Source organism: Streptomyces sp. (assembly GCF_035645055.1).
Taxonomy (GTDB): domain Bacteria; phylum Actinomycetota; class Actinomycetes; order Streptomycetales; family Streptomycetaceae; genus Streptomyces.
Window position 1 is genome coordinate 89,169 of sequence record NZ_DASQNH010000076.1, and the last position, 17,326, is coordinate 106,494.

Annotated in this window: 17 protein-coding genes and 1 pseudogene; 8 read left to right on the forward strand and 10 right to left on the reverse strand. The window is 70.4% G+C overall.

The features are described 5' to 3' along the window. Positions 1-38 precede the first annotated feature (38 nt). The 3 genes from VE614_RS24440 (at position 39) to VE614_RS24450 (ending at position 3,450) form a co-directional block, all read left to right on the forward strand. Complete coding sequence (locus VE614_RS24440; protein WP_324941082.1) at positions 39-2,000, forward strand: SMI1/KNR4 family protein; 1,962 nt, start codon at positions 39-41, stop codon at positions 1,998-2,000. A gap of 111 nt (positions 2,001-2,111) precedes the next feature. Next, positions 2,112-2,336 carry a hypothetical protein gene (locus VE614_RS24445; protein WP_324941085.1) on the forward strand — a complete coding sequence of 75 codons (225 nt, stop codon included), beginning with the start codon at positions 2,112-2,114 and terminating at the stop codon, positions 2,334-2,336. A gap of 532 nt (positions 2,337-2,868) precedes the next feature. After that, positions 2,869-3,450 carry a GNAT family N-acetyltransferase gene (locus VE614_RS24450; RefSeq protein WP_324941088.1) on the forward strand — a complete coding sequence of 194 codons (582 nt, stop codon included), beginning with the start codon at positions 2,869-2,871 and terminating at the stop codon, positions 3,448-3,450. Between the two features lie 115 nt (positions 3,451-3,565). Here VE614_RS24450 and VE614_RS24455 read toward each other — a convergent pair whose 3' ends face one another. The 6 genes from VE614_RS24455 to VE614_RS24480 form a co-directional block, all read right to left on the reverse strand. Further along, positions 3,566-4,072: a DUF6584 family protein gene (locus VE614_RS24455; RefSeq protein WP_324941091.1), complete on the reverse strand. Its 507-nt coding sequence runs from the start codon at positions 4,070-4,072 to the stop codon at positions 3,566-3,568. Positions 4,073-4,213: 141 nt separating this feature from the next. Beyond that, the gene (locus VE614_RS24460) at positions 4,214-5,770 is read right to left on the reverse strand and encodes a serine hydrolase (protein WP_324941094.1); all 1,557 of its coding nucleotides are present in this window, start codon (positions 5,768-5,770) and stop codon (positions 4,214-4,216) included. A 331-nt stretch (positions 5,771-6,101) separates the two neighbouring features. Continuing rightward, positions 6,102-7,166 (reverse strand): Gfo/Idh/MocA family oxidoreductase, encoded by a 1,065-nt coding sequence (locus tag VE614_RS24465; RefSeq protein WP_324941097.1) that lies wholly within the window; start codon positions 7,164-7,166, stop codon positions 6,102-6,104. A 95-nt stretch (positions 7,167-7,261) separates the two neighbouring features. After that, on the reverse strand, positions 7,262-7,672 hold the full coding sequence (locus VE614_RS24470; protein WP_324941100.1) for a hypothetical protein: 411 nt from the start codon (positions 7,670-7,672) through the stop codon (positions 7,262-7,264). Positions 7,673-7,863: 191 nt separating this feature from the next. Next, the gene (locus VE614_RS24475; RefSeq protein WP_324941104.1) at positions 7,864-8,490 is read right to left on the reverse strand and encodes a tryptophan 2,3-dioxygenase family protein; all 627 of its coding nucleotides are present in this window, start codon (positions 8,488-8,490) and stop codon (positions 7,864-7,866) included. 242 nt (positions 8,491-8,732) lie between these two features. After that, positions 8,733-9,536, reverse strand: a complete 804-nt coding sequence (locus VE614_RS24480; protein WP_324941107.1) for a helix-turn-helix transcriptional regulator — start codon at positions 9,534-9,536, stop codon at positions 8,733-8,735. A 110-nt stretch (positions 9,537-9,646) separates the two neighbouring features. On the opposite strand from VE614_RS24480, the gene VE614_RS24485 reads away from it, so the two are divergent. Next, positions 9,647-10,126: a hypothetical protein gene (locus VE614_RS24485; protein ID WP_324941109.1), complete on the forward strand. Its 480-nt coding sequence runs from the start codon at positions 9,647-9,649 to the stop codon at positions 10,124-10,126. A 131-nt stretch (positions 10,127-10,257) separates the two neighbouring features. On the opposite strand, the gene VE614_RS24490 is transcribed toward VE614_RS24485, so the two are convergent. Then, the gene (locus tag VE614_RS24490) at positions 10,258-11,139 is read right to left on the reverse strand and encodes an SDR family oxidoreductase (protein WP_324941111.1); all 882 of its coding nucleotides are present in this window, start codon (positions 11,137-11,139) and stop codon (positions 10,258-10,260) included. A 608-nt stretch (positions 11,140-11,747) separates the two neighbouring features. Here VE614_RS24490 and VE614_RS24500 point away from each other — a divergent pair. Further along, a complete protein-coding gene (locus VE614_RS24500) occupies positions 11,748-13,199 on the forward strand; it encodes a phosphatase PAP2 family protein (RefSeq protein ID WP_414719651.1) in 1,452 nt (483 codons plus the stop codon). A 346-nt stretch (positions 13,200-13,545) separates the two neighbouring features. Here VE614_RS24500 and VE614_RS24505 read toward each other — a convergent pair. Further along, positions 13,546-13,692 (reverse strand): annotated as a pseudogene (locus VE614_RS24505) (ABC transporter ATP-binding protein); the annotation flags it as partial. Positions 13,693-13,818: 126 nt separating this feature from the next. Here VE614_RS24505 and VE614_RS24510 point away from each other — a divergent pair. Further along, positions 13,819-14,757, forward strand: a complete 939-nt coding sequence (locus VE614_RS24510) for an aldo/keto reductase (RefSeq protein ID WP_414719638.1) — start codon at positions 13,819-13,821, stop codon at positions 14,755-14,757. A gap of 20 nt (positions 14,758-14,777) precedes the next feature. Beyond that, the gene (locus VE614_RS24515; RefSeq protein WP_324941117.1) at positions 14,778-15,125 is read left to right on the forward strand and encodes a MerR family transcriptional regulator; all 348 of its coding nucleotides are present in this window, start codon (positions 14,778-14,780) and stop codon (positions 15,123-15,125) included. Positions 15,126-15,309: 184 nt separating this feature from the next. Here VE614_RS24515 and VE614_RS24520 read toward each other — a convergent pair whose 3' ends face one another. Then, positions 15,310-16,122, reverse strand: coding sequence for a restriction endonuclease (locus VE614_RS24520; protein ID WP_324941120.1), 813 nt, complete (start codon positions 16,120-16,122; stop codon positions 15,310-15,312). Between the two features lie 425 nt (positions 16,123-16,547). Between VE614_RS24520 and VE614_RS24525 the strand changes: the two genes are divergently transcribed. Next, on the forward strand, positions 16,548-17,057 hold the full coding sequence (locus tag VE614_RS24525; RefSeq protein ID WP_324941123.1) for a DUF1772 domain-containing protein: 510 nt from the start codon (positions 16,548-16,550) through the stop codon (positions 17,055-17,057). Positions 17,058-17,083: 26 nt separating this feature from the next. On the opposite strand, the gene VE614_RS24530 is transcribed toward VE614_RS24525, so the two are convergent. Beyond that, positions 17,084-17,311, reverse strand: a complete 228-nt coding sequence (locus VE614_RS24530) for a DUF6059 family protein (RefSeq protein ID WP_324941125.1) — start codon at positions 17,309-17,311, stop codon at positions 17,084-17,086. Positions 17,312-17,326 lie beyond the last annotated feature (15 nt).

Sequence of the window (17,326 nt, forward strand, 5' to 3'; positions counted from 1 at the left end):
TCGTGGCACTGTCAGTGCCGGGTGGCAACATCGGGCTCATGACGGACACCACGGCATTCGACTGGCGGTCCTTCCTGCTCAGGTGGAGCGCGGAGTGGGCCGATTCCCTGCCGGACAGCGAAACGCGGAGCGAGGGCGACGAGGCCGCGCGGCAGGCCCGGTGGCTGGGGTTCCCGCCCGCCACCGAGGAGCGGATCACGGCCATGGAGGAGCGCCTCGGCAGACGGATGCCACCGTCGTACCGGGAGTTCCTCAGGGTCAGCGACGGGTGGCGGCACGCGGGCGGGTTCGTGTGGCTGCTGGCCGGGACCGCGGACGCGCACTGGCACGACAACGAGTCGGGACTCGCGGAGGTGTTCGAGGAGTACCTGGACGAGGACGCCGGGCCCGAGGAGCGGCGGGAGGCGGACATCTGGCGGCGCGGGCTCCAGCTCGATGTCGAGTCCGACATCACCCACGTCCTCATGGATCCCGAGGACGTGGACGAGGACGGTGAGTGGGCCGTGTACACATGGGCGAGCTGGCGGGCCGCGCCGCCCGAGCGGCACGCGAATTTCCTCGCGTTCATGCGGGACATGTACCGGGAGACCCACAGCCTGCGGGCGCGCGGGAGGGACGGAGAGCCGGAGTTCGCCAACGACACGACGCGGGAGCTGGACGCCCTGGTGGAGGAGGCGCGGCTGGAGGCGCTGCGCGGCGGCTGGGAACGGGCCGTGCAGGCGCTGGACGAGGCCAAGGAGTACGGCAGACCGCGGGCCGCCGGCCTGGGTGACCAGATACGCCGCCTGCTCGGACAGACCCACATGGTGTACTTCGAGGACGTGGTGACGGACCCGCGGTACGCGCCCGATCTGCTGCCGCCGCTGGTCGCCGAGCACGCGGCGCACTCGTACGGGCACGACTCCACGCTGTCGTTCCATCTGCGAGGCGCCGACGACGACCTGATGGCACTGGCGTACGCGACGCTGGAACAGGTGCGGAACGGCACGTACCGGTACGCGCCGGCCGGACCGTTCGGCGAAGCGGTCGAGCGGGCGCGGGAGCTGGCGCGGTGGGGAGACACCGACGGGGCATGGCGAACGCTGAGGAACGCTCTGCCCCGCTGGGAGCCGCTGGGCCCGGACCACCTGGCGCCGCTGGGGTGGCTGGCCGATCCCGTGCTCGGGCCGTTGCTCACCGCTGAGCGGGGCCGCGAGCTGCTGTCCACTCCGAGAGGCGGGCAGACGGGCGAGGCACCGGGACCGACGGCCGGACTCGACCCGGGCGACCTGTCCTGGCTGGCGGAGCCGGACCCGGGCAACAACCGCACGTCCTACCGGTTCGTCCTCGTGGAGGGAGTGGCCCCGGAGGAGTTGCCAGGACGTCTCACGGACGCGGACGGCACGGTGCTGACCGAACCCATGACCTACTGGGAGGCGCGTCACAGGTCGCGGCACAACCGGAGGAAGTTCTCGGCGTACGACGACAGGGCACTCATGGCGGTGGGCCGGGCCGGCACCGGCTGGAGCTTCGCCTTCGACGGCGACCCTGCCCCGTTCGACCCTCAACGGTTCGTCTCCCCAGCCGCTTCCGCCAGCGCGGGCACCCGCGCGGTGGTGGTCTGGAGCGGCCTGAGGGCATCCCACGGGGAGCCGTTCTTCCACCTCTCGGTGGCCCGCGACGGCGCCGAAGAATACGCCTTCACCTACGCCGACGGAGAGATCCGGCACAGCGGAGAAATACCTCGGGCGCTCCACCCGAGCCGGTTCTTCGACGGCCTGGAGAACGGCGCCGAGGCGGAACGGCCTTTGCTGGAGACGCTGACCGAACTGTTCGGTGCCCGCCTGCCGCGTCACGCGATCGTGAACGGGCGGCTGCACACCTTCACCACCCGGTCCTGGACACGGCCGCCCAGGGACGGGGAGACGTACGCGGTGATCTGGATGCTTCGGTCAGCCGAGGAGCAGGCGGGCGGGGAAGGGACGGGGAACGAGGGGCCGGGAGGGCCGGGAATCAGATAGAGACCGGGAAGAGGGGACGGTGGTCGATCTCTTGACACGCTCGCCGAATTTCACGACACCGGCTCAGACCCTGCCCCCACCACCAGCGGCGCTGCGCGTCGTTAACCAGGCATGATCAATGAATCGTCGGTTCCCGAACTGGCACGAAGGTACGGACTCACTCAGCTCACCGCCCAGTACGTGCTCGATCTACGGGCCCGTCTGACGGAAGAGCATCCCGATGACGCGGATGCCCAGGAGAAGGCATTCCTCGAGGCCGTGCGCAGTGGGTGGGCGCAGGGTGAGCCGTGGGCGCAGGAGTGGGCCGAGGCAGCTGTGAAGCAGGGCAGGGCGTGAACGGGCTGACGGCTGCGGCTGAGGGGCTCGGCTGAGCTGCACACTGCCGGGGCTCAGCACGGGCCGCCCAGACCCGACGCGGGCGACGGTCGGCGCCGAAGGAATGTGTGGTCGTGAAGGACGGGAGGCCCGGGGAGCACTGCCCCCTCCCCAGGCCTCCCGTGCGAGCCCACGTGCACAGCCGTCGACACGACCACCACACGATGCGCCTCGCAACACCACCACCGGGGCGGTCGGCGCACCAGGCGACTACCTCGGCATAGCGGAGGAAGGGGGGAGAGCCCCATCACGGATCCTCAGGTGCTCCCCATCGATTGCGTCGATCGAGTCGACCTAGTGTTCCCGCATGGGAACACTGCCACAGGTGCCTACCCTCATATGGCCGGCACCCGTACCCGTCGCTCGGCCCGGACGCCAGGCCGGAAGGCGTGGTGTCGCACGACGACGGCCGCCGCCGCACCGGCCGCTGTCGTTGCCGCAGCCACCTGCCCGAGGTGATCCGGCGAGCACCGGCCTGACGTACGCTCGCGGCATGGAGGAAGCTGTGGCAGGTGTGGGTGAGCCAGGCGTGGCCGGGGACATCGTCTACCGGTTGGCGCGGCCCGAGGACAGCGAACCGATCGAGCGGCTGGACGGGTCGTTCACGACGGATTCCGTGTTCGAAGTAACGGCTACGGGCGAAGGGTTCAGGATCCGTGAGACGCCGGTGGATCCCCCGATCGACAAGGTCTTCCCCGATGAAGAGGACAGCGGGGACGAAGAAGACGATCCCGGCCTGACCCGGACAGTGGTCGCCTTCGACGGGAAGGAGTTGTGCGGGTTCGTCGAGACCGCCTTCAGTCCGTGGAACGGTCGTCTGACCATTTCCGATATCGAGGTGGCACCGGAGTGGAGAGGCAAAGGGGTGGGGCGGACTCTGATGCGTCACGCCCTCGACTTCGCGCGGGAGTGCGGAGCGGGGCATGTCTGGCTGGAGGTCAGCAACATCAACGCTCCCGCCATACGCGCCTACCTCCGGATGGGATTCGTCTTCTGCGGGCTGGACACCTCGCTCTACGAGGGCACGCGGTCGGCTGGGGAACAGGCGCTCTTCATGTCCCGACAAGTGCGCTGACCAGCGGACGCGACTCAGTACGCGCTCGCCTCCGGTCACGCGGTCTCCTGCTGCTCCTCGGGAGTTCCCTTGTGGCCGGCCACCGCCAGGCCGGTGGTTCTGCCCTGCCGGGGCGTCAGTCGAAGAGGGCAACGAGGCCGTTCACCCAGATCGCGAGGAACGCCAGAAGAGCTACCAGGCATCCGGCCCCTGCCAGGAAGCCGGCGAACGAGCTTCCGCTGCCTTCCTCCTTCCAGGCGGACGGCGTCGTGTCCCAGTCCACGGGGTGTCCCACGGCCTCCGAGCAGGCCATTCGTACGGCTGCCAGTTGCTCTTCGGCGAAGGCCGTCTGGGCAAGCGACTCAGGGCCTCGCCAGGCAAGTGCCCGCATGCGCTGCGGAGCTGTGCGATACCTCGCTTCGAAGGCGGACGTCTCCGCCGCGTCCCGGTCCTGCTCGAGATACATCCAACGGCCCGCTTCCGCGGGCTCTCCGTGGAGACGGTAGACCTCGGCCAGGCGGCGACGAAGCGTCAGATCGTTCGGATAGGACGACACCAGCCCGCGCAGACGCTGGCGCGCGACGGGAATCCGGCCGGCGGCCAGATCCGCATCGACTCGGGCAAGGGTGTCTCTCAACGGCATGAACGTATGATCGGGTACCGCGGTCGCCACCGTCGACCGGGTTTCACGGACAGCCCTCGGCGCCGGTCCGTTGCCGGTGCGCCCCTGCCGGACGTCCCCGGTTCCGCACCGTCCTCCTGATCAACCCCCGGACCCTCCTTGTCACCTGGGTACCGCGCCGGTGCGGGTGAAGGTGCCGAGTCCCTCGGCGTTCAGGTACTCGACGGTGAAGGACTTCGCGTCCGGGGTGAAGGTGACCCCGGTGAGACCGACGGCGTTCTCACCCGCCGTGCGGAAGCTGAACGTGTCGCCGTCGTAGTGCGCGAGCCGGTACGTCTGGGGCCGCGGACCGAGTTCGAGTGTCAGGGCACCGTCCTCACTGGCGACGATCCGGGCCCGCCCGTAGTAGTCGCTCTCGTACGTGCCCGCGTAGGTGTCGGCGGCCTTCGCGGGGGCGGCGTCGGACGGCGGGTGGGCGTAGTCGGTCTTCGAGCGGCCCGCGTCCGCCTCCTGCTGGTACAGCGCGTCCACCAGGGGGATCCAGTCGCGGCTGATCTCGCCCGTCTGCGCGATGTCGAAGAAGTCGAGGGCGACGGCGTCGGCGACCCCGACCGGTGAGGTGTTGGTCAGGACGACGATGCCGAGCTGTTCGCCGGGCAGCATCGTGACGTTGGTGTGCGCGCCCTGGGCGAACGCTCCGGTGTGTGAGAGCCTGAGCCGGCCCTGGTCGTCGTAGCTGACGTTCCAGCCCAGGCCGTAGAAGCCGGTCCGGCCGGCCGGGGCGTGGGGCGGGTTGGCCACCGCCTCGGGCCAGTGGGTGCGCTCCAGGGCCTCGGCGTCGATGATCTGCCTGCCGTCGAGCGTGCCATTGGCGAGCTGGAGCCGCAGCCAGGTCGCCATGTCACGGGCGGTGGAGCTGACGCCGCCGGCGGGGGACTGCGCGTCCGGGTCCCGCAGGAACTCCGCCTTCCAGGTGCCGTCGGCGGTCTTCACGTGGCCCCGGGCCCGGTTGGCGGCCTGCGCGTAGTCCTCGAAGCGTGAGCTGGTGGAGTTCATGCCGGCCGGCTTGTAGAGGGTGTCGGCGGCCAGCTTCTCCCAGGGCACGCCCTTCTCGTCGGCGACGGCCTGGGCGGCTGCCGTCAGGCCGAAGTTGGTGTAGGCGTAGCCGGCGCGGAACGGCGTGAGGGGTTCGTAGCGCAGGTGGGACAGGATGTACGCGCGGTCGTAGCCGAGGTCTTCGAGGAGGTCCCCGGCGTGGTCGGGGAGGCCGCTGCGGTGCGAGAAGAGGTCGGCGACCGTCACGTGGGAGGTGACCCACGGGTCCTTGAGGCGGAAGTCCGGCACGTTCGGCGCGACGGGCTTGGTCCAGCCTTCGACGCCCACGGCCCCGGAGACGACGGTGGAGGCGATCGGCTTCGAGACGGAGGCGAGCTGGAAGACGGTGTCGGCGTCGACGGCGGCCCTTTCGCCGGCCTTCCGGACACCGTAACCCTTCAGGTGGAGCACCTTGCCGTCGTGGACGACGGCGACAGCCACGCCCGGGGCGCCGGTGCGCTTCATGGCCGCCTCGACCACACCGTCGAGCCGGTCTACGGCCCGCTGCACCTCCGCGTCGTCGAGCTGGGGCGGCGGCTGGGGCGGGGGCGGCGAAGGTCCCGGTGCGGTGACGCCCAGCAGCGCCGTCAACCCGGCCGCGGCAATCCATCCGAGAGGGCTCACATCTCCATTGAACGGCTCGCGACGCGGTCTGTCGCGCGCTGCCGCCAGGCCGAGAAGGTCACCCTCCGTCCCGCTCCCGGTCTCACTGCCCTCCAGGTGTCATCGACGCCGACCGCCGGCGGAGACAGGGGATGTTCTGACGATCACCTTGGACCTCTCCCCCGCGCGGATCTGGTCGCCCTCGCAGGTGGCGGTCCACCCGTTCGTGGTGCGGTGCAGCCTCACCTCCGCGGCCCGTGCCGGCCCTCCGGCATCGGTGGTGATCTCGAAGTCGTCCCAGTGACCTGCGGCTCGGCCGGATCACCGTTGTCACCCCGGAGCGACTGGCCGGTCACAGCCCGGGAAGGGCGGGCATCGGGATCGGGCGGGAGCCGTTTGCCAGTGACCGCGCGCCGATCACACCCACCAGAGAAGCGGCGACAGCGGACCGTACGGGAACCAGCGGCGGCTTGCCCTCCTCCACCGTGGCCCGGAACGCCTGGAGCAACCGCACCGTCCCCTCGGATGCGCGGTCCACCGGCTCGCCGTCGAGCAGGTGCCGGGGCGGGAGGCGTTCCTCGTCACGGGTACGGCCGTCCGGTGCCGCCCAGCCCTCGGTCCTGACCCGCACCGCCCAGGCTCGCTCGCCGGGTGCGCGGACCGACTCGGCCAGCGCCCTGGTACCGCGCACGGACACCCAGCTCCAGTGGCTGTCGGGCTCGCCCTGGAGAAAACCGTGCCGGGTGAGGGCCAGCGCCCCCGAGGAGAGCCGGGTCGCCATGACGACCGCGGCACGCGGGTCCGCTTCGTCCACCACGAACGCCGTCACCTCCACCGGCGACGCGTCCGTGAGCGCAAGCACCGGTGAGAGGGTGTGGGTGCAGTACGCCGTGGGCGGGATCCGCCCGCGCCAATGGGCGGGGTCGCCGACCAGCGCGTTCATATCCTGCGGGGACATACCGTGGAGATAGTCGGCTTCGATCAGGCTGATCCGGCCCAACTCGCCCGCGTCGACCGCCTCCCGGATGAGACGGACATGGGGATGAGCCACGTAGTTCTCGGCGAACGAGTATGTCGCCCGCGACCGGTCCGCCGCCGCGATGAGTTCGCGGCCTTCCTCGTGACTCGCGCACGCCGCGGACTCGGACAGGACGTGCACTCCCCGTTCCAGGAAGGCGATGGCGAGCGGCGCGTGCTCGTCGAAGTCGTTGGCGAGCACCACCGCGTCGAGATCATGGTCCAAAAGGTGCGCCCACGTCTCCACCACCGCGGCGCCGGGCAGCTCCGCCCGGGCCGCCGTGCGGCGCTCAGGGTCGCGGTCACACGCCGCCACCACCGTCATGCCCACCCTGCGACACCACATCGCCAGGTGGAGTCCCATCCTGAGGCCTACGACTCCGACTCGCACAGAAGTCATCCTCGGGGAAGGACCCCATCCGGTCGCAACCGCTTTTCCCGCGCGGAACCATGGCTCCGGATCGGCGCGGTCAGTCCGCGTCGAGGCGGGTGAGATCAAGAACGGCGCCGCTCGTAGCGGAGCGCCGCCCCCGTGACCACCGCGCCGGCCCCCTCCCACAGGCCCACCCCGAGGAAACCGGAAGGGGCGCGGCCGGTGACCACTGCCAGCGTGAAGACCGCGAAGGTCAGCAGGCGGAAGGGGACGGTCCAGCGGAAGAACGCCTTCCAGTCGGCCAGGGAGGCGAGCACGTAGTAGACGCCCATGTTGAGCGCCGCCATGGAGGACGCGGTCAGGAAGACCACAGTGTGGTCGCCCTCCGCGCGCCGGGATCCCGCGGGAGGGGCGAAGCCCATGAGCGCGAGCAGAGCGTCCGGGGCGATCAGCCCCACCACACCCAGAGCGGCGGCGAGGACGCCGAACACGGCTATGGTCCAGCCGGACGGGGAGCGGGGCAGGAGCTGCACGAAGTCCTCCGGGGATCATGGGAGTTGTCCGGAAGCACAAGGGGACCCACGACGCAGGTGACCTGAGCGGAGTCCGGCAGCAGTATGCCGGCGAGAGGCGCCGGTCCCAGGGGCGCAGGCGCGCCTCGCACCTCGTGCATCCAGCAGCGCTCATACTCCCCGCGCGGAGTGGGTGAGAGAAGGGTTCCGCGCTACCCGCGCGGTGGCAGGTCGATCCGGGAGCGCAGGTAGGCCAGTCCTGAGGTTCCGCCTGTTCCGGGCCGGTCGCCGATCATGCGTTCGACGAGGAGGAGGTGCCTCGTCCGCCAGCGGGTCACCGCCGCCCGCAGCGACCAGAGTGCGTCAGCGGCTTGCCGCCCTTCGGTCTGCCCGTCGCCGCTCTGTTCTTGCCCTTCGCCGCTCTGTGTCTGCCCTTCGCCGCCCGCGGAGCCGAGGCAGTCCGGCATGGCGATGCGCCGGAACAGTTCGGTGAACTGGCTCGACTGGGCTCCGCTCGCGTTGCCGAGGAGCGGGCGGAACGAGGCGAAGCTGTCGGGGGCGAGGTGGTCCAGCAGCGCGAGGTGTGCTGCGAGGACGTCGACGACCGCCGTGACCCGGCGCAGCGACGTGGCGGCCCCGGCGTCCTGACCGGAACGCGCCTGCCGCGCGGCCCTGTCCAGGTCCACGAGCGCCTGGCTCACCAGCACTTCGGCGGACTGGTGGACGGTGATGAAGAAGTGCTCGTCCGCCCACTGCGCGGGCCGGTCCTTCGGGCTTCGGGGTTGCTGAAGGTCGAGGAGATCGGGAAGTTGCAGATAGCAGGCGTAAGGCGTCTCCATGCCCCGATGGTGACCGATCCGGGCGGCGGGACTCCCTGGCGCCGCCGGGCCGCTGTCCACGTCACCCGATCGGTCCCCTTGCCCGCCGGCTCGCCGGTGCCCGCCGGCCCCACGGTCTCCCTGACCGTAGCGTTCCGCGGGGCCTCCTGGACGTCCTCGGCCGGGTACGCGACCAGCGCCGGCGCACCCGCCCCGTACGCGTGGTTCGCCGTGCGGTCGCTCCGGCAAGTCCTCCGTACGCCTCAGACTCGGCTGCGGCGCAGCAGGGCTTCCGTGGGCTCGTCCATCGGATAGAACGCTTCCACCGCCAGCTCGGACAGCGTCACGTCCGCCGGGGCACCGAAGGTGGCGATCACACTGAACAAGGACATGTCCCCGTACGGTGTGCGGACCCGCAGCGGTACGGCTATGCCCATGGGATCGACATCGACGCGGTTGGTTTCGCACGTCATGCCCGGTGGGGCCGGATAGCCGGCCACCTCTTCGTACAGGTCCCGCAGGTCGCGGTGGCCTGTGGCATTGACCTGGTGGAGGAGACGGCTGAGGGCGTGAGCGCGGACTTCGGCGAAGTTCAGGCAGTGCGACGCCAGGCCGTCGGGGTGGAGGATCAGCCGCATGACGTTGGCACCGGGCTTGGTCAGGTGCGTCGGGACGAGGTCGAGGAGGACGGACATGGCGAGGTTGCAGTCGACGACGTTCCAGATTCGGTCGATCACGGCCGCCGGGTAGGGGTTGTGGCCCGCCAGCATGGTCGTCAGCGCGGAGCGGACCATCGCCATGCGGTCGCTGTCCAGGGGCGTCTCCCCGTACGCGGGAGCGTAACCGGCGGCCAGCAGCAAGCCATTGCGGTCGCGCAGGGGAACGTCGAGGTGTTCCGCGAGCCGTAGCACCATCTCGCGGCTGGGCCGGGCGCGGCCGGTCTCGACGCACGACAGATGACGGGTCGAGGTGCCCGCCTTCAGCGCCAGATCGAGCTGGCTGAGGTTTCTGCGCTGCCGCCACTCCCTCAGCAGCAGGCCCACGCGGGGCGGTTCGTCCGTCTGCATGGTTGCACGGTAGTGCGTGTATGAGCAGGGACATGACCTGAGAGGTCATGGATCCCGTGATCTGTGCCGTGCCACGGTGGGTGCGTCGATCCACCAGGAGGAGATCAGCGATGACGCACACCGTGCCCACGACCGCCACCGCCGCGCCCACGTCCGACGAGGCCGGATTTCTGCGCCTGGTGCTGCGGGTCGACAGCGTGAGCACCGCCGTGATGGGGCTCGTGCTGATCGCGGCCTGCGTACCGCTCGGCTCCGCCACGGGGATGCCGGTGGCGTTCTCGGTCGCGTTCGGCATCTACCAGCTCGGCGGGGCGGCCGCGCTCGCCTTGATCGCGGCCTATCCGGTGATCCCGCCCGGGCTGGTCCGGGCCGTGATCGCGGTGAACGCGGCCTCAGCTGTCGCCTGCGTAGCGGTGGCCTTCGGTGACATGGTGCCGCTCACCGGCTTCGGCGTCGTGTTCATGCTGATCGGCGCGATCGTCGTGACCGTCTACGCGACGCTCGAGTACGCCGGTCTGCGGCGGATGACCGCCGCGGCACGAGGCGTCGGCGCGGCCGGCCAGCCCCGGGGGGCGCGGGCCCGCATGTAGAGGATCGGGGTCGCGGAGCCCATGAGCCGACCAGTTCCACCACGGCGTGGCGCGTGGGGCCCTACTCGTCGCGGACGCGGTCCGGCTGGCCGGCCAGGCGGCCGGCCAGTCGGCGCAGTGGTTTCCGCGCGTTACGGCAACGGCGTGCCGCCCGTCGCGTTGACGATCTCCGCGGTGATGTACGACGCCTCCTGGGAGGCGAGGAAGACGTAAGCGGGGGCCATCTCGGCGGGCTGGGCGGGCCGCCCGATCGGCGCCTGCTTGCCGAACTCCTGGGTGTCCGGCATGGTCGCCGGGATCAGCGGAGTCCACACCGGCCCGGGCGCCACGGCGTTGACGCGGATTCCCCGGTCGATCACCATCTGCGCCAGCCCCTGGGTGAAGGTGACGATCGCGCCCTTCGTCGTCGCGTAGTCCAGCAGGTGCGGACTGGGCTTGTAGGCCTGTACCGAGGTGGAGTTGATGATGCTGCCGCCCTTCCGCATGTGCGGCAGAGCGAACTTGCACAGCCAGAACATGCCGTACAGGTTGGTCCGCATCACCCGGTCGAACTGCTCGGTGGAGATCGCCTCGATGCCGTCCGGCTGCGACATCTGGTACGCCGCGTTGTTCACCAGGATGTCGATCCGGCCGAACTCGTCCACGGCGCGGTCCACCAGGGCCCGGCAGTTCTCCTCCTCGCGCACGTCGCACGAGACGGCCACGGCCCGTCGCCCGGCCTCCTCGACCAGCCGGACGGTCTCGGCGGCGTCCTCCTTCTCGTCCTCCAGGTGGGCGATGAGGACATCGGCCCCCTCCCGGGCGAACGCCAGCGCGACCGCCCGACCGATGCCGGAGTCGCCGCCGGTGATCACGGCCTTGCGGTCCGTCAGCCGGCCGCTGCCCCGGTACGAGTCCTCTCCGTGGTCCGGGGGCGGGTCCATGGGCCCGGTCCAGCCGGGGTGCGGCTGCTCCTGATCGGGGAAGTCCGGCTGCGGGTGCTGCTCGGTGGGGTCCTGCTGCTGCTCGGTCACGGGGTAAGCCTCCTTGTCCGCAGGTTCGACCGGTGTGGTTCCCGGTACATGACGGCCTGCAGTCGAGTACCCACGACATCGCGATGTCGATCAGGTCTCTCGAATCGAGGCCGGCTCGAACGTCAGCCTCCTGCCGCCGGCACCTGCTGAAGCCAACCACCGCGGCCACCGCCGCGAACACCGCCACGCCGGTGAGGGCGGCCGGCAGGGTGAACGGATCAGGCCGGGCTCACCGAGTCCGCCGCCCGGCCCGGCCCGCACGCTGATCGCGGCGGCGACGGCGGGCCTCAGTGCTGGTGGCCGAGCTGCCGCGGCCGGTCCCTGATCTCGCGCCGCGTGATCTTGGCGCGGCGTCCCCCCAGCGCGCGGGGGCCGGACGTCACCGACCGGCCACCCGGCAGGAGCCAAGGCCTCGGTATCTTCTCGGGCGGTGGCCGGATCGGCTCCAACGGCTCCGTTCCGGGCTACGAAACCGTGACCGTCCATCCGCCCTCTAAGGAAGAGACCCTGGTACGCACCCGGACACCGCCACGCCCCTCCGTTAACATGTTCGGACTCGCGACGACACCCCCTGTTACCCGCCCCTAACCGAAAAATTGGTCAAACAATTGATACCTAGAGCATCGCGGGTGTTTTCGCGCACAACAGGCAGAAACACCTTCTCCGCATGGCATCGGCCCAGGGTGGTCCTGTGGGCCACAGCGAGCGTGGTGACCCTCGGATTCCTCGTCGCACTGGAGATGGCCGCGCGCCGCTACGGCGTATCAGGACCGATCACCAACCAGGCGCGAGAAGTGATATTCCCACCCAAATCGGGCGGCCTGCTGTACGCCAGCATGGCGTTGATGATGGTGGTGCTCACCTGGCGGCAGCGGTTCGCCGCGCTTGCCGCCGCGATCGGCATCGACGTCACCTTCTCGCTGGTCCGATGGGCGGCCGACATCAGGATCACCGAAGGCCACCCCTTCGGCAACGGCGCCCTGTGGGTGATGCTGGGCTGCGCGGTCATCGCCGTCACCCGCCGCACCGGCCGCGATCGCGCTCTGCTGCTGAAGGGCGTCGGGCTGGGCCTCCTGCTGATGACCGGCCGCAAGACCGGCGACACCTGGCTGCTCATCACCGCGAAGACCCGCCCGGACGTGCTCGACCCCTACGTCGCGATCGCCGATCACGCGCTGGGCAACCCGTCCTGGCTGGTGGGCCGGGCCGTCGAAGCCACGGGCGCGATCGGCTTCAACTTCCTCGACTTCGTCTATGGTCAGCTCCCGGTGGCCGGGGTCCTCGTCGCCCTGTACCAACTGCGGCACGTGGCCATCGAACGCCGCTTCCCCCGTCATCACGTGGTGCGCAGCTTCCTGGTGATCGGCCTCCTCGGACCGACCGTCTACATGATCTACCCGGTGGTCGGGCCGATCTTCGCCTACGGCACCGGCACCGAGCACTGGGCCGCGGTCAGCGTGTGGGCGGACGCGTGGCCCACCCGGCAATGGGCGGTCGCGCACCTCTGGCCGGCGACGCCGCCGCCGATCAGCATCCCCCACCCCATCCCGTTCGACGAGATGACCCCGCGCAACTGCATGCCCAGCCTGCACACGGCATGGGCCACCGCGATCTTCCTGCACACGCGCAGAGCCCCGCGCGCCCTGCGTTACGCGGGCACGTTCTGGCTGGTGGCCACGCTCTGCGCCACCCTCGGATTCGGCTACCACTACGGCGCCGATCTCATCGCCGGTGTGGTCTTCGTGCTCACGATCGAGGCGGCCCTGCGCTCGTACGACCGCGGCTGGGACCGATCCGGACTCCAGCTGGTCGCCTACGGCACCGCGGTCTTCGTCGCGCTCCTGGCGTCGTACCGCTATCTGCCGATGGAGATGGCCAGGCATCCGTGGCTGTACGGGCCCCTCCTCCTGCTGGCCATGGCCTCGGTGATCTACGGCTACGCGCGAACCACCACCCGGTGGGAATCGAAAGCCACGTCCGCCAGCGATACGGAGCTTCTCATTCCGCAGCAGGCGTCCCAGCCATCGGTGCCCGACGTCGTCGACGCCGGGCGCGGCTGACACAGACCCGTGTTCAGACCTCGATGACGGGCACTCGAACACCCATCCCAGCCAAGGAGGTTCGATGCCCATGACCGACTCCGTCGCCTACAAAGGGCTCGGGTTGATGCCGACGTGGTTCACCGTCCTCGTCATGGTGCTGGCCGCGATCGGGATCGTCCTGGCCATCCGGCGGGGACGCTGACGTCGGCCGGCCCGAAGCGAACGCGGACCGCGCAAGGACGGGCTTGGCCCCGCCCGTCCCCGGTCCTCAGCCGCGCCTCCCGGCGAAGAGCAGAGGCACGTCGTCCGTGACGCCGCCCGAAACCGGAGCGGCCCCGGCCGGACCCGGGCCCGTCGATACGGTACCGATGATCACCAGGCGGTCGGCCGTCAGCTGCATCTCGCTCATCGGCGTGGCCGGGTCGCCGAGCAGCGCCCCGGCCACGCCCAGGCGCTGGGCCATGCCGGGCGCGTAGGTACCGGCCCTGCGTCGCGCCGCCTTGGCCGGGCCACTTGGGAGACGGGTCGAGCGGGCACGTCAGACGTCTCGGTCACTCCGCCGCTCGCCGACAGCGTCGGATGTGGACGGCGTACCGCTCTTGATCTGGAGCGCGCTCCAGATCCGAGGATGGACCACATGAACACCACAGACCACCAGATCGTCCTCGGGACGATGGACTTCGGCACCCGCGTCCACCCCGACCGGGCCTTCGCGATCCTCGACTCCTTCGTCGCCGGCGGCGGTGTCTGGCTCGACACCGCGAACTGCTACTCCTTCTGGACCGACCCCAGTGGCGTCGGCGGTGCCAGCGAGCGCGTCATCGGCTCGTGGCTCAGAGCCCGCCCCGGGGCGCGCGACGCGGTGCGGATCGCGACGAAGGTCCGGCACAACCCGCTCGTCCCGCACTCCTGGCCGGAAAGCGCGGAAGGACTCTCGGCGCGCGCCATCCACGCCGGTGCGGAGGAGAGCCTGGGGCGTCTCGGAGTCGACCACGTCGATCTGCTCTGGGCTCACGCCGAGGACCGCACCGTGCCGTTGGAGGAGACGGTCGGTGCCTTCGGCGAGCTGGTCACGAAGGGGGTGGCCCTGCGGGTCGGGGCGGCGAACCATCCCGCCTGGCGCGTTGAGCGCGCCCGGTCGCTCGCTCGCGAGCAGCGCGTGGAACCGTGGACAGCCCTGCAACTGCGGCACTCACTCGTCCAGCCTCGCCCGCTCACCCCGCTCGCGGAGGCCGGCCACCGCATGCTCACGGCCGAGGACCTGGATCTCGCACGGTCGGAAGGGCTCGCCGTGTGGTCGTACAGCTCGTTGATGTGGGGTTCTTACGTGCGCGCGGACAAGCCGCTTCCGCCAACCTATGATCACCCCGGAACGGCCCGGGTGCTCGCGGTCCTGGACGATGTCGCCGGCGAACTCCAGGCCACGAGGAACCAGGTCGTCCTCGCCTGGCTGATGCGGCAGGGAGTCGATCCCATCGTCGGCGCCAGCCGGGTGGAGCAGATCGAGCAGGCACTCGCCGCACGCCATGTGCGACTTGACGACGAACATCTGGCGCGTTTCGCCGAAGCGCGGTAGGCAGTCACACGAGGAGTCCCATGGCCACCCTTACCCCGGCAGCGGCCGCCGACCGCACCGGCGTCTCCATCGACACGCTGCGCTACTACGAGCGCGAAGGACTCATCGGCCCGATTCGGCGCTCCGCCGGCGGGCACAGGGTGTACACCGAGGACGATGTCTTCTGGATCGGCCTGGTCACATGCTTCCGCGAGGCCGGTCTCGGCATCGCGGACCTGCGGGGGTTCGTCGCCATCCTGCGCGCCGAGCGGCCTCCGCAGGACCGCGTCGCCTTCCTCCGCGAGCACCGTACTGCCCTGGAACAGCGGGTGGCGGCACTGCGCCGGGCCATGGAAGTCCTGGACGAGAAGATCGCCTACTACAGCTGAGCCGAGCGCCGGGAAGGCCGCCCCGCTCAGTGACGCGGAACGGCTTGATCATGCTCTTCGCTCGCTCCAGGGAGGTTCGCTCACAGATGGTCACCGTCCTGGCCGCACAGATGGTCACCGTCCTGGCCGAGCGCCACCGTGCCGCGGATCTCCGCCGTCGGCGGCGGGCTCGGCCGGGTGAGGCTCAGCCGCACTCACCGGGGCTGCCGCCCGGCACGACCGCCCACGGTCCCGCCACCAGCCCGTCGCTCCAGTCCCGCAGGAACCGGTGGTTCACGCACACTATTCCGCACTGCTCGGCGTACTCCTCGGCCGGCGCGGTGAATTCGCTGGTGGTGACGACGACGGCCACATCCGCCTCATGAACCGTGTAACAGGTGCCGCCGAAGCGCTGCAGCTCCTGCGAACCGACCTTGTTGTCGGCCCCGTAGCGCTTGCACTGGATGACGAGGCGGCGGCCGTCGGGCGCCGCCGCCACCACGTCGGCGCCCAAGTCCCCCGCCCCGCCCACGACCTGGACCTGCGAGCAGCCGTCCCGCACGCACAGGTCCGCTATGGCCTGCTCGAACGCGTCGGCGCTCAGGGCGGCATAGTCGACGACCACGGTCGTCGCCTCGCCCAGGCCGCCCTCTGCGTCGCCCCCTCCCCCGTCGCCCGGTGCGTGGACGACCCTCCCGGTGTCGTACGCTGCGTCGTCGTCCAAGGCGTCCAGCGCGGTCACCGTTGCCTCCTCCAGGGCTTCGGTGGTGCGGCGCGCGATGCGTGACACGGACATCCGTCTCCGGTTGCGCCGCCACACCAGGACGCACGCGACGCCGCCGAGCGACAGGATCACCACCCAGGCGGGCCGCCGCTCGGCCACGTCCACGGCCGCACGAGCCAGCAGCCCCGCCAACACCAGAACCAGGGCGCTCAAGCCGAAGAAGACGGCGGTCGCCCGCAGGTCGAAGGGGCGCTCACGGTAAGGGAAGCGCCTGGGGCGCTCGGGCACGGCCACCGATCTCATTCCTCCCTCGTATCGGAACGAAGACCACTCACGGCGTGTGCCCGCGATCTGATCGTTTACCGCCGAACGGGTGAACAGGCGGGACGTCGCGGTGCAGGTCTGCGGCTGCTCGTTCTCGGCCGTCGAAGCTCCGGCCTCGGCCCGGGCCATGCTGCCCGACCTCGCCGCGCAGCAGCGCGCGCAGCGATCAGGGCTCTGCCTGAGGCGGCGGTCACCGACCTGCCGGGTGGCGCCGCGGAGGAACTCGGTCGCGTCGTCGCGCGAAGCTGATCTCCTGACGCGAGGGATACGCGAAGCCCTCCGCCATGTCGGCACCGATTTCGTGAACCGGCGTGGGTGGAACGAGAGTTGAGGTCGCGGCGGATATCCTTCCGTCCCGGACCGAATGGAATCCGGCAGAGGGAGACGTCTTGCGTGTGCGCTGGGTGAAGGGAATCGCGCTGACCGCCACCGGTCTTCTCGCCGGTGCCTTCGGCTATGGGGCGGTGAATCTCGCACCCACCTTCTGGGAGGTGCCGATGGACATGCGGCTGTCCTTCCACGCCGAACTCATGAAGATGAACTCGCCGGTCATGCAGACCGCCATGGTGACCTCGATGCTCAGTTCGCTGGCGCTGGCGTTCGTCACCCGCGGCCGGGAGCGGCTGCTGGCCGGCGGGGCGACGCTGCTGGCCCTGGCCTCCTTCCTCCTCACCCGGTTCGGGAACGTGCCGATCAACGGCCGCATCAAGGAGTGGGCCGTGTCCTCGCCGCCGGCCGACCACGTGGAGATCCTGGAGCGGTGGGACATGTTCAACCAGCTGCGCACGCTGTCCGCGGTCCTGGCGCTGGTGCTGCTGGTGATCACGGCCGTCGGCCGGTTCGAGGACCGGCGTCCGCCGGGCGAGGAGGAACAGCGGGTGGCGCCCGCAGACAGTGCCGTGTGACGGGGCGTGGGCCGCTGCGGCGCGGTTCATCCCCGCTCGGCCCGTCCGTGTCCCTTCGGATCCCGCTCCTCCGCCAGCCGGTGGGCGAGGGCGTACTCCGTCGCGGTCAACGGTACGCCGCGGCAGAGGCGTTCGGGATGTCCTGGTGCGGGTCCGGCGAGTTCCGGTGCCGGCGGGTACATGTACACCTCGCCGTACGCGATGAGCGCATCCGCGAGGAATCGCAGCAGGCCGCGCAGGGGATCACACACCACGAGCCATGGTGTCCC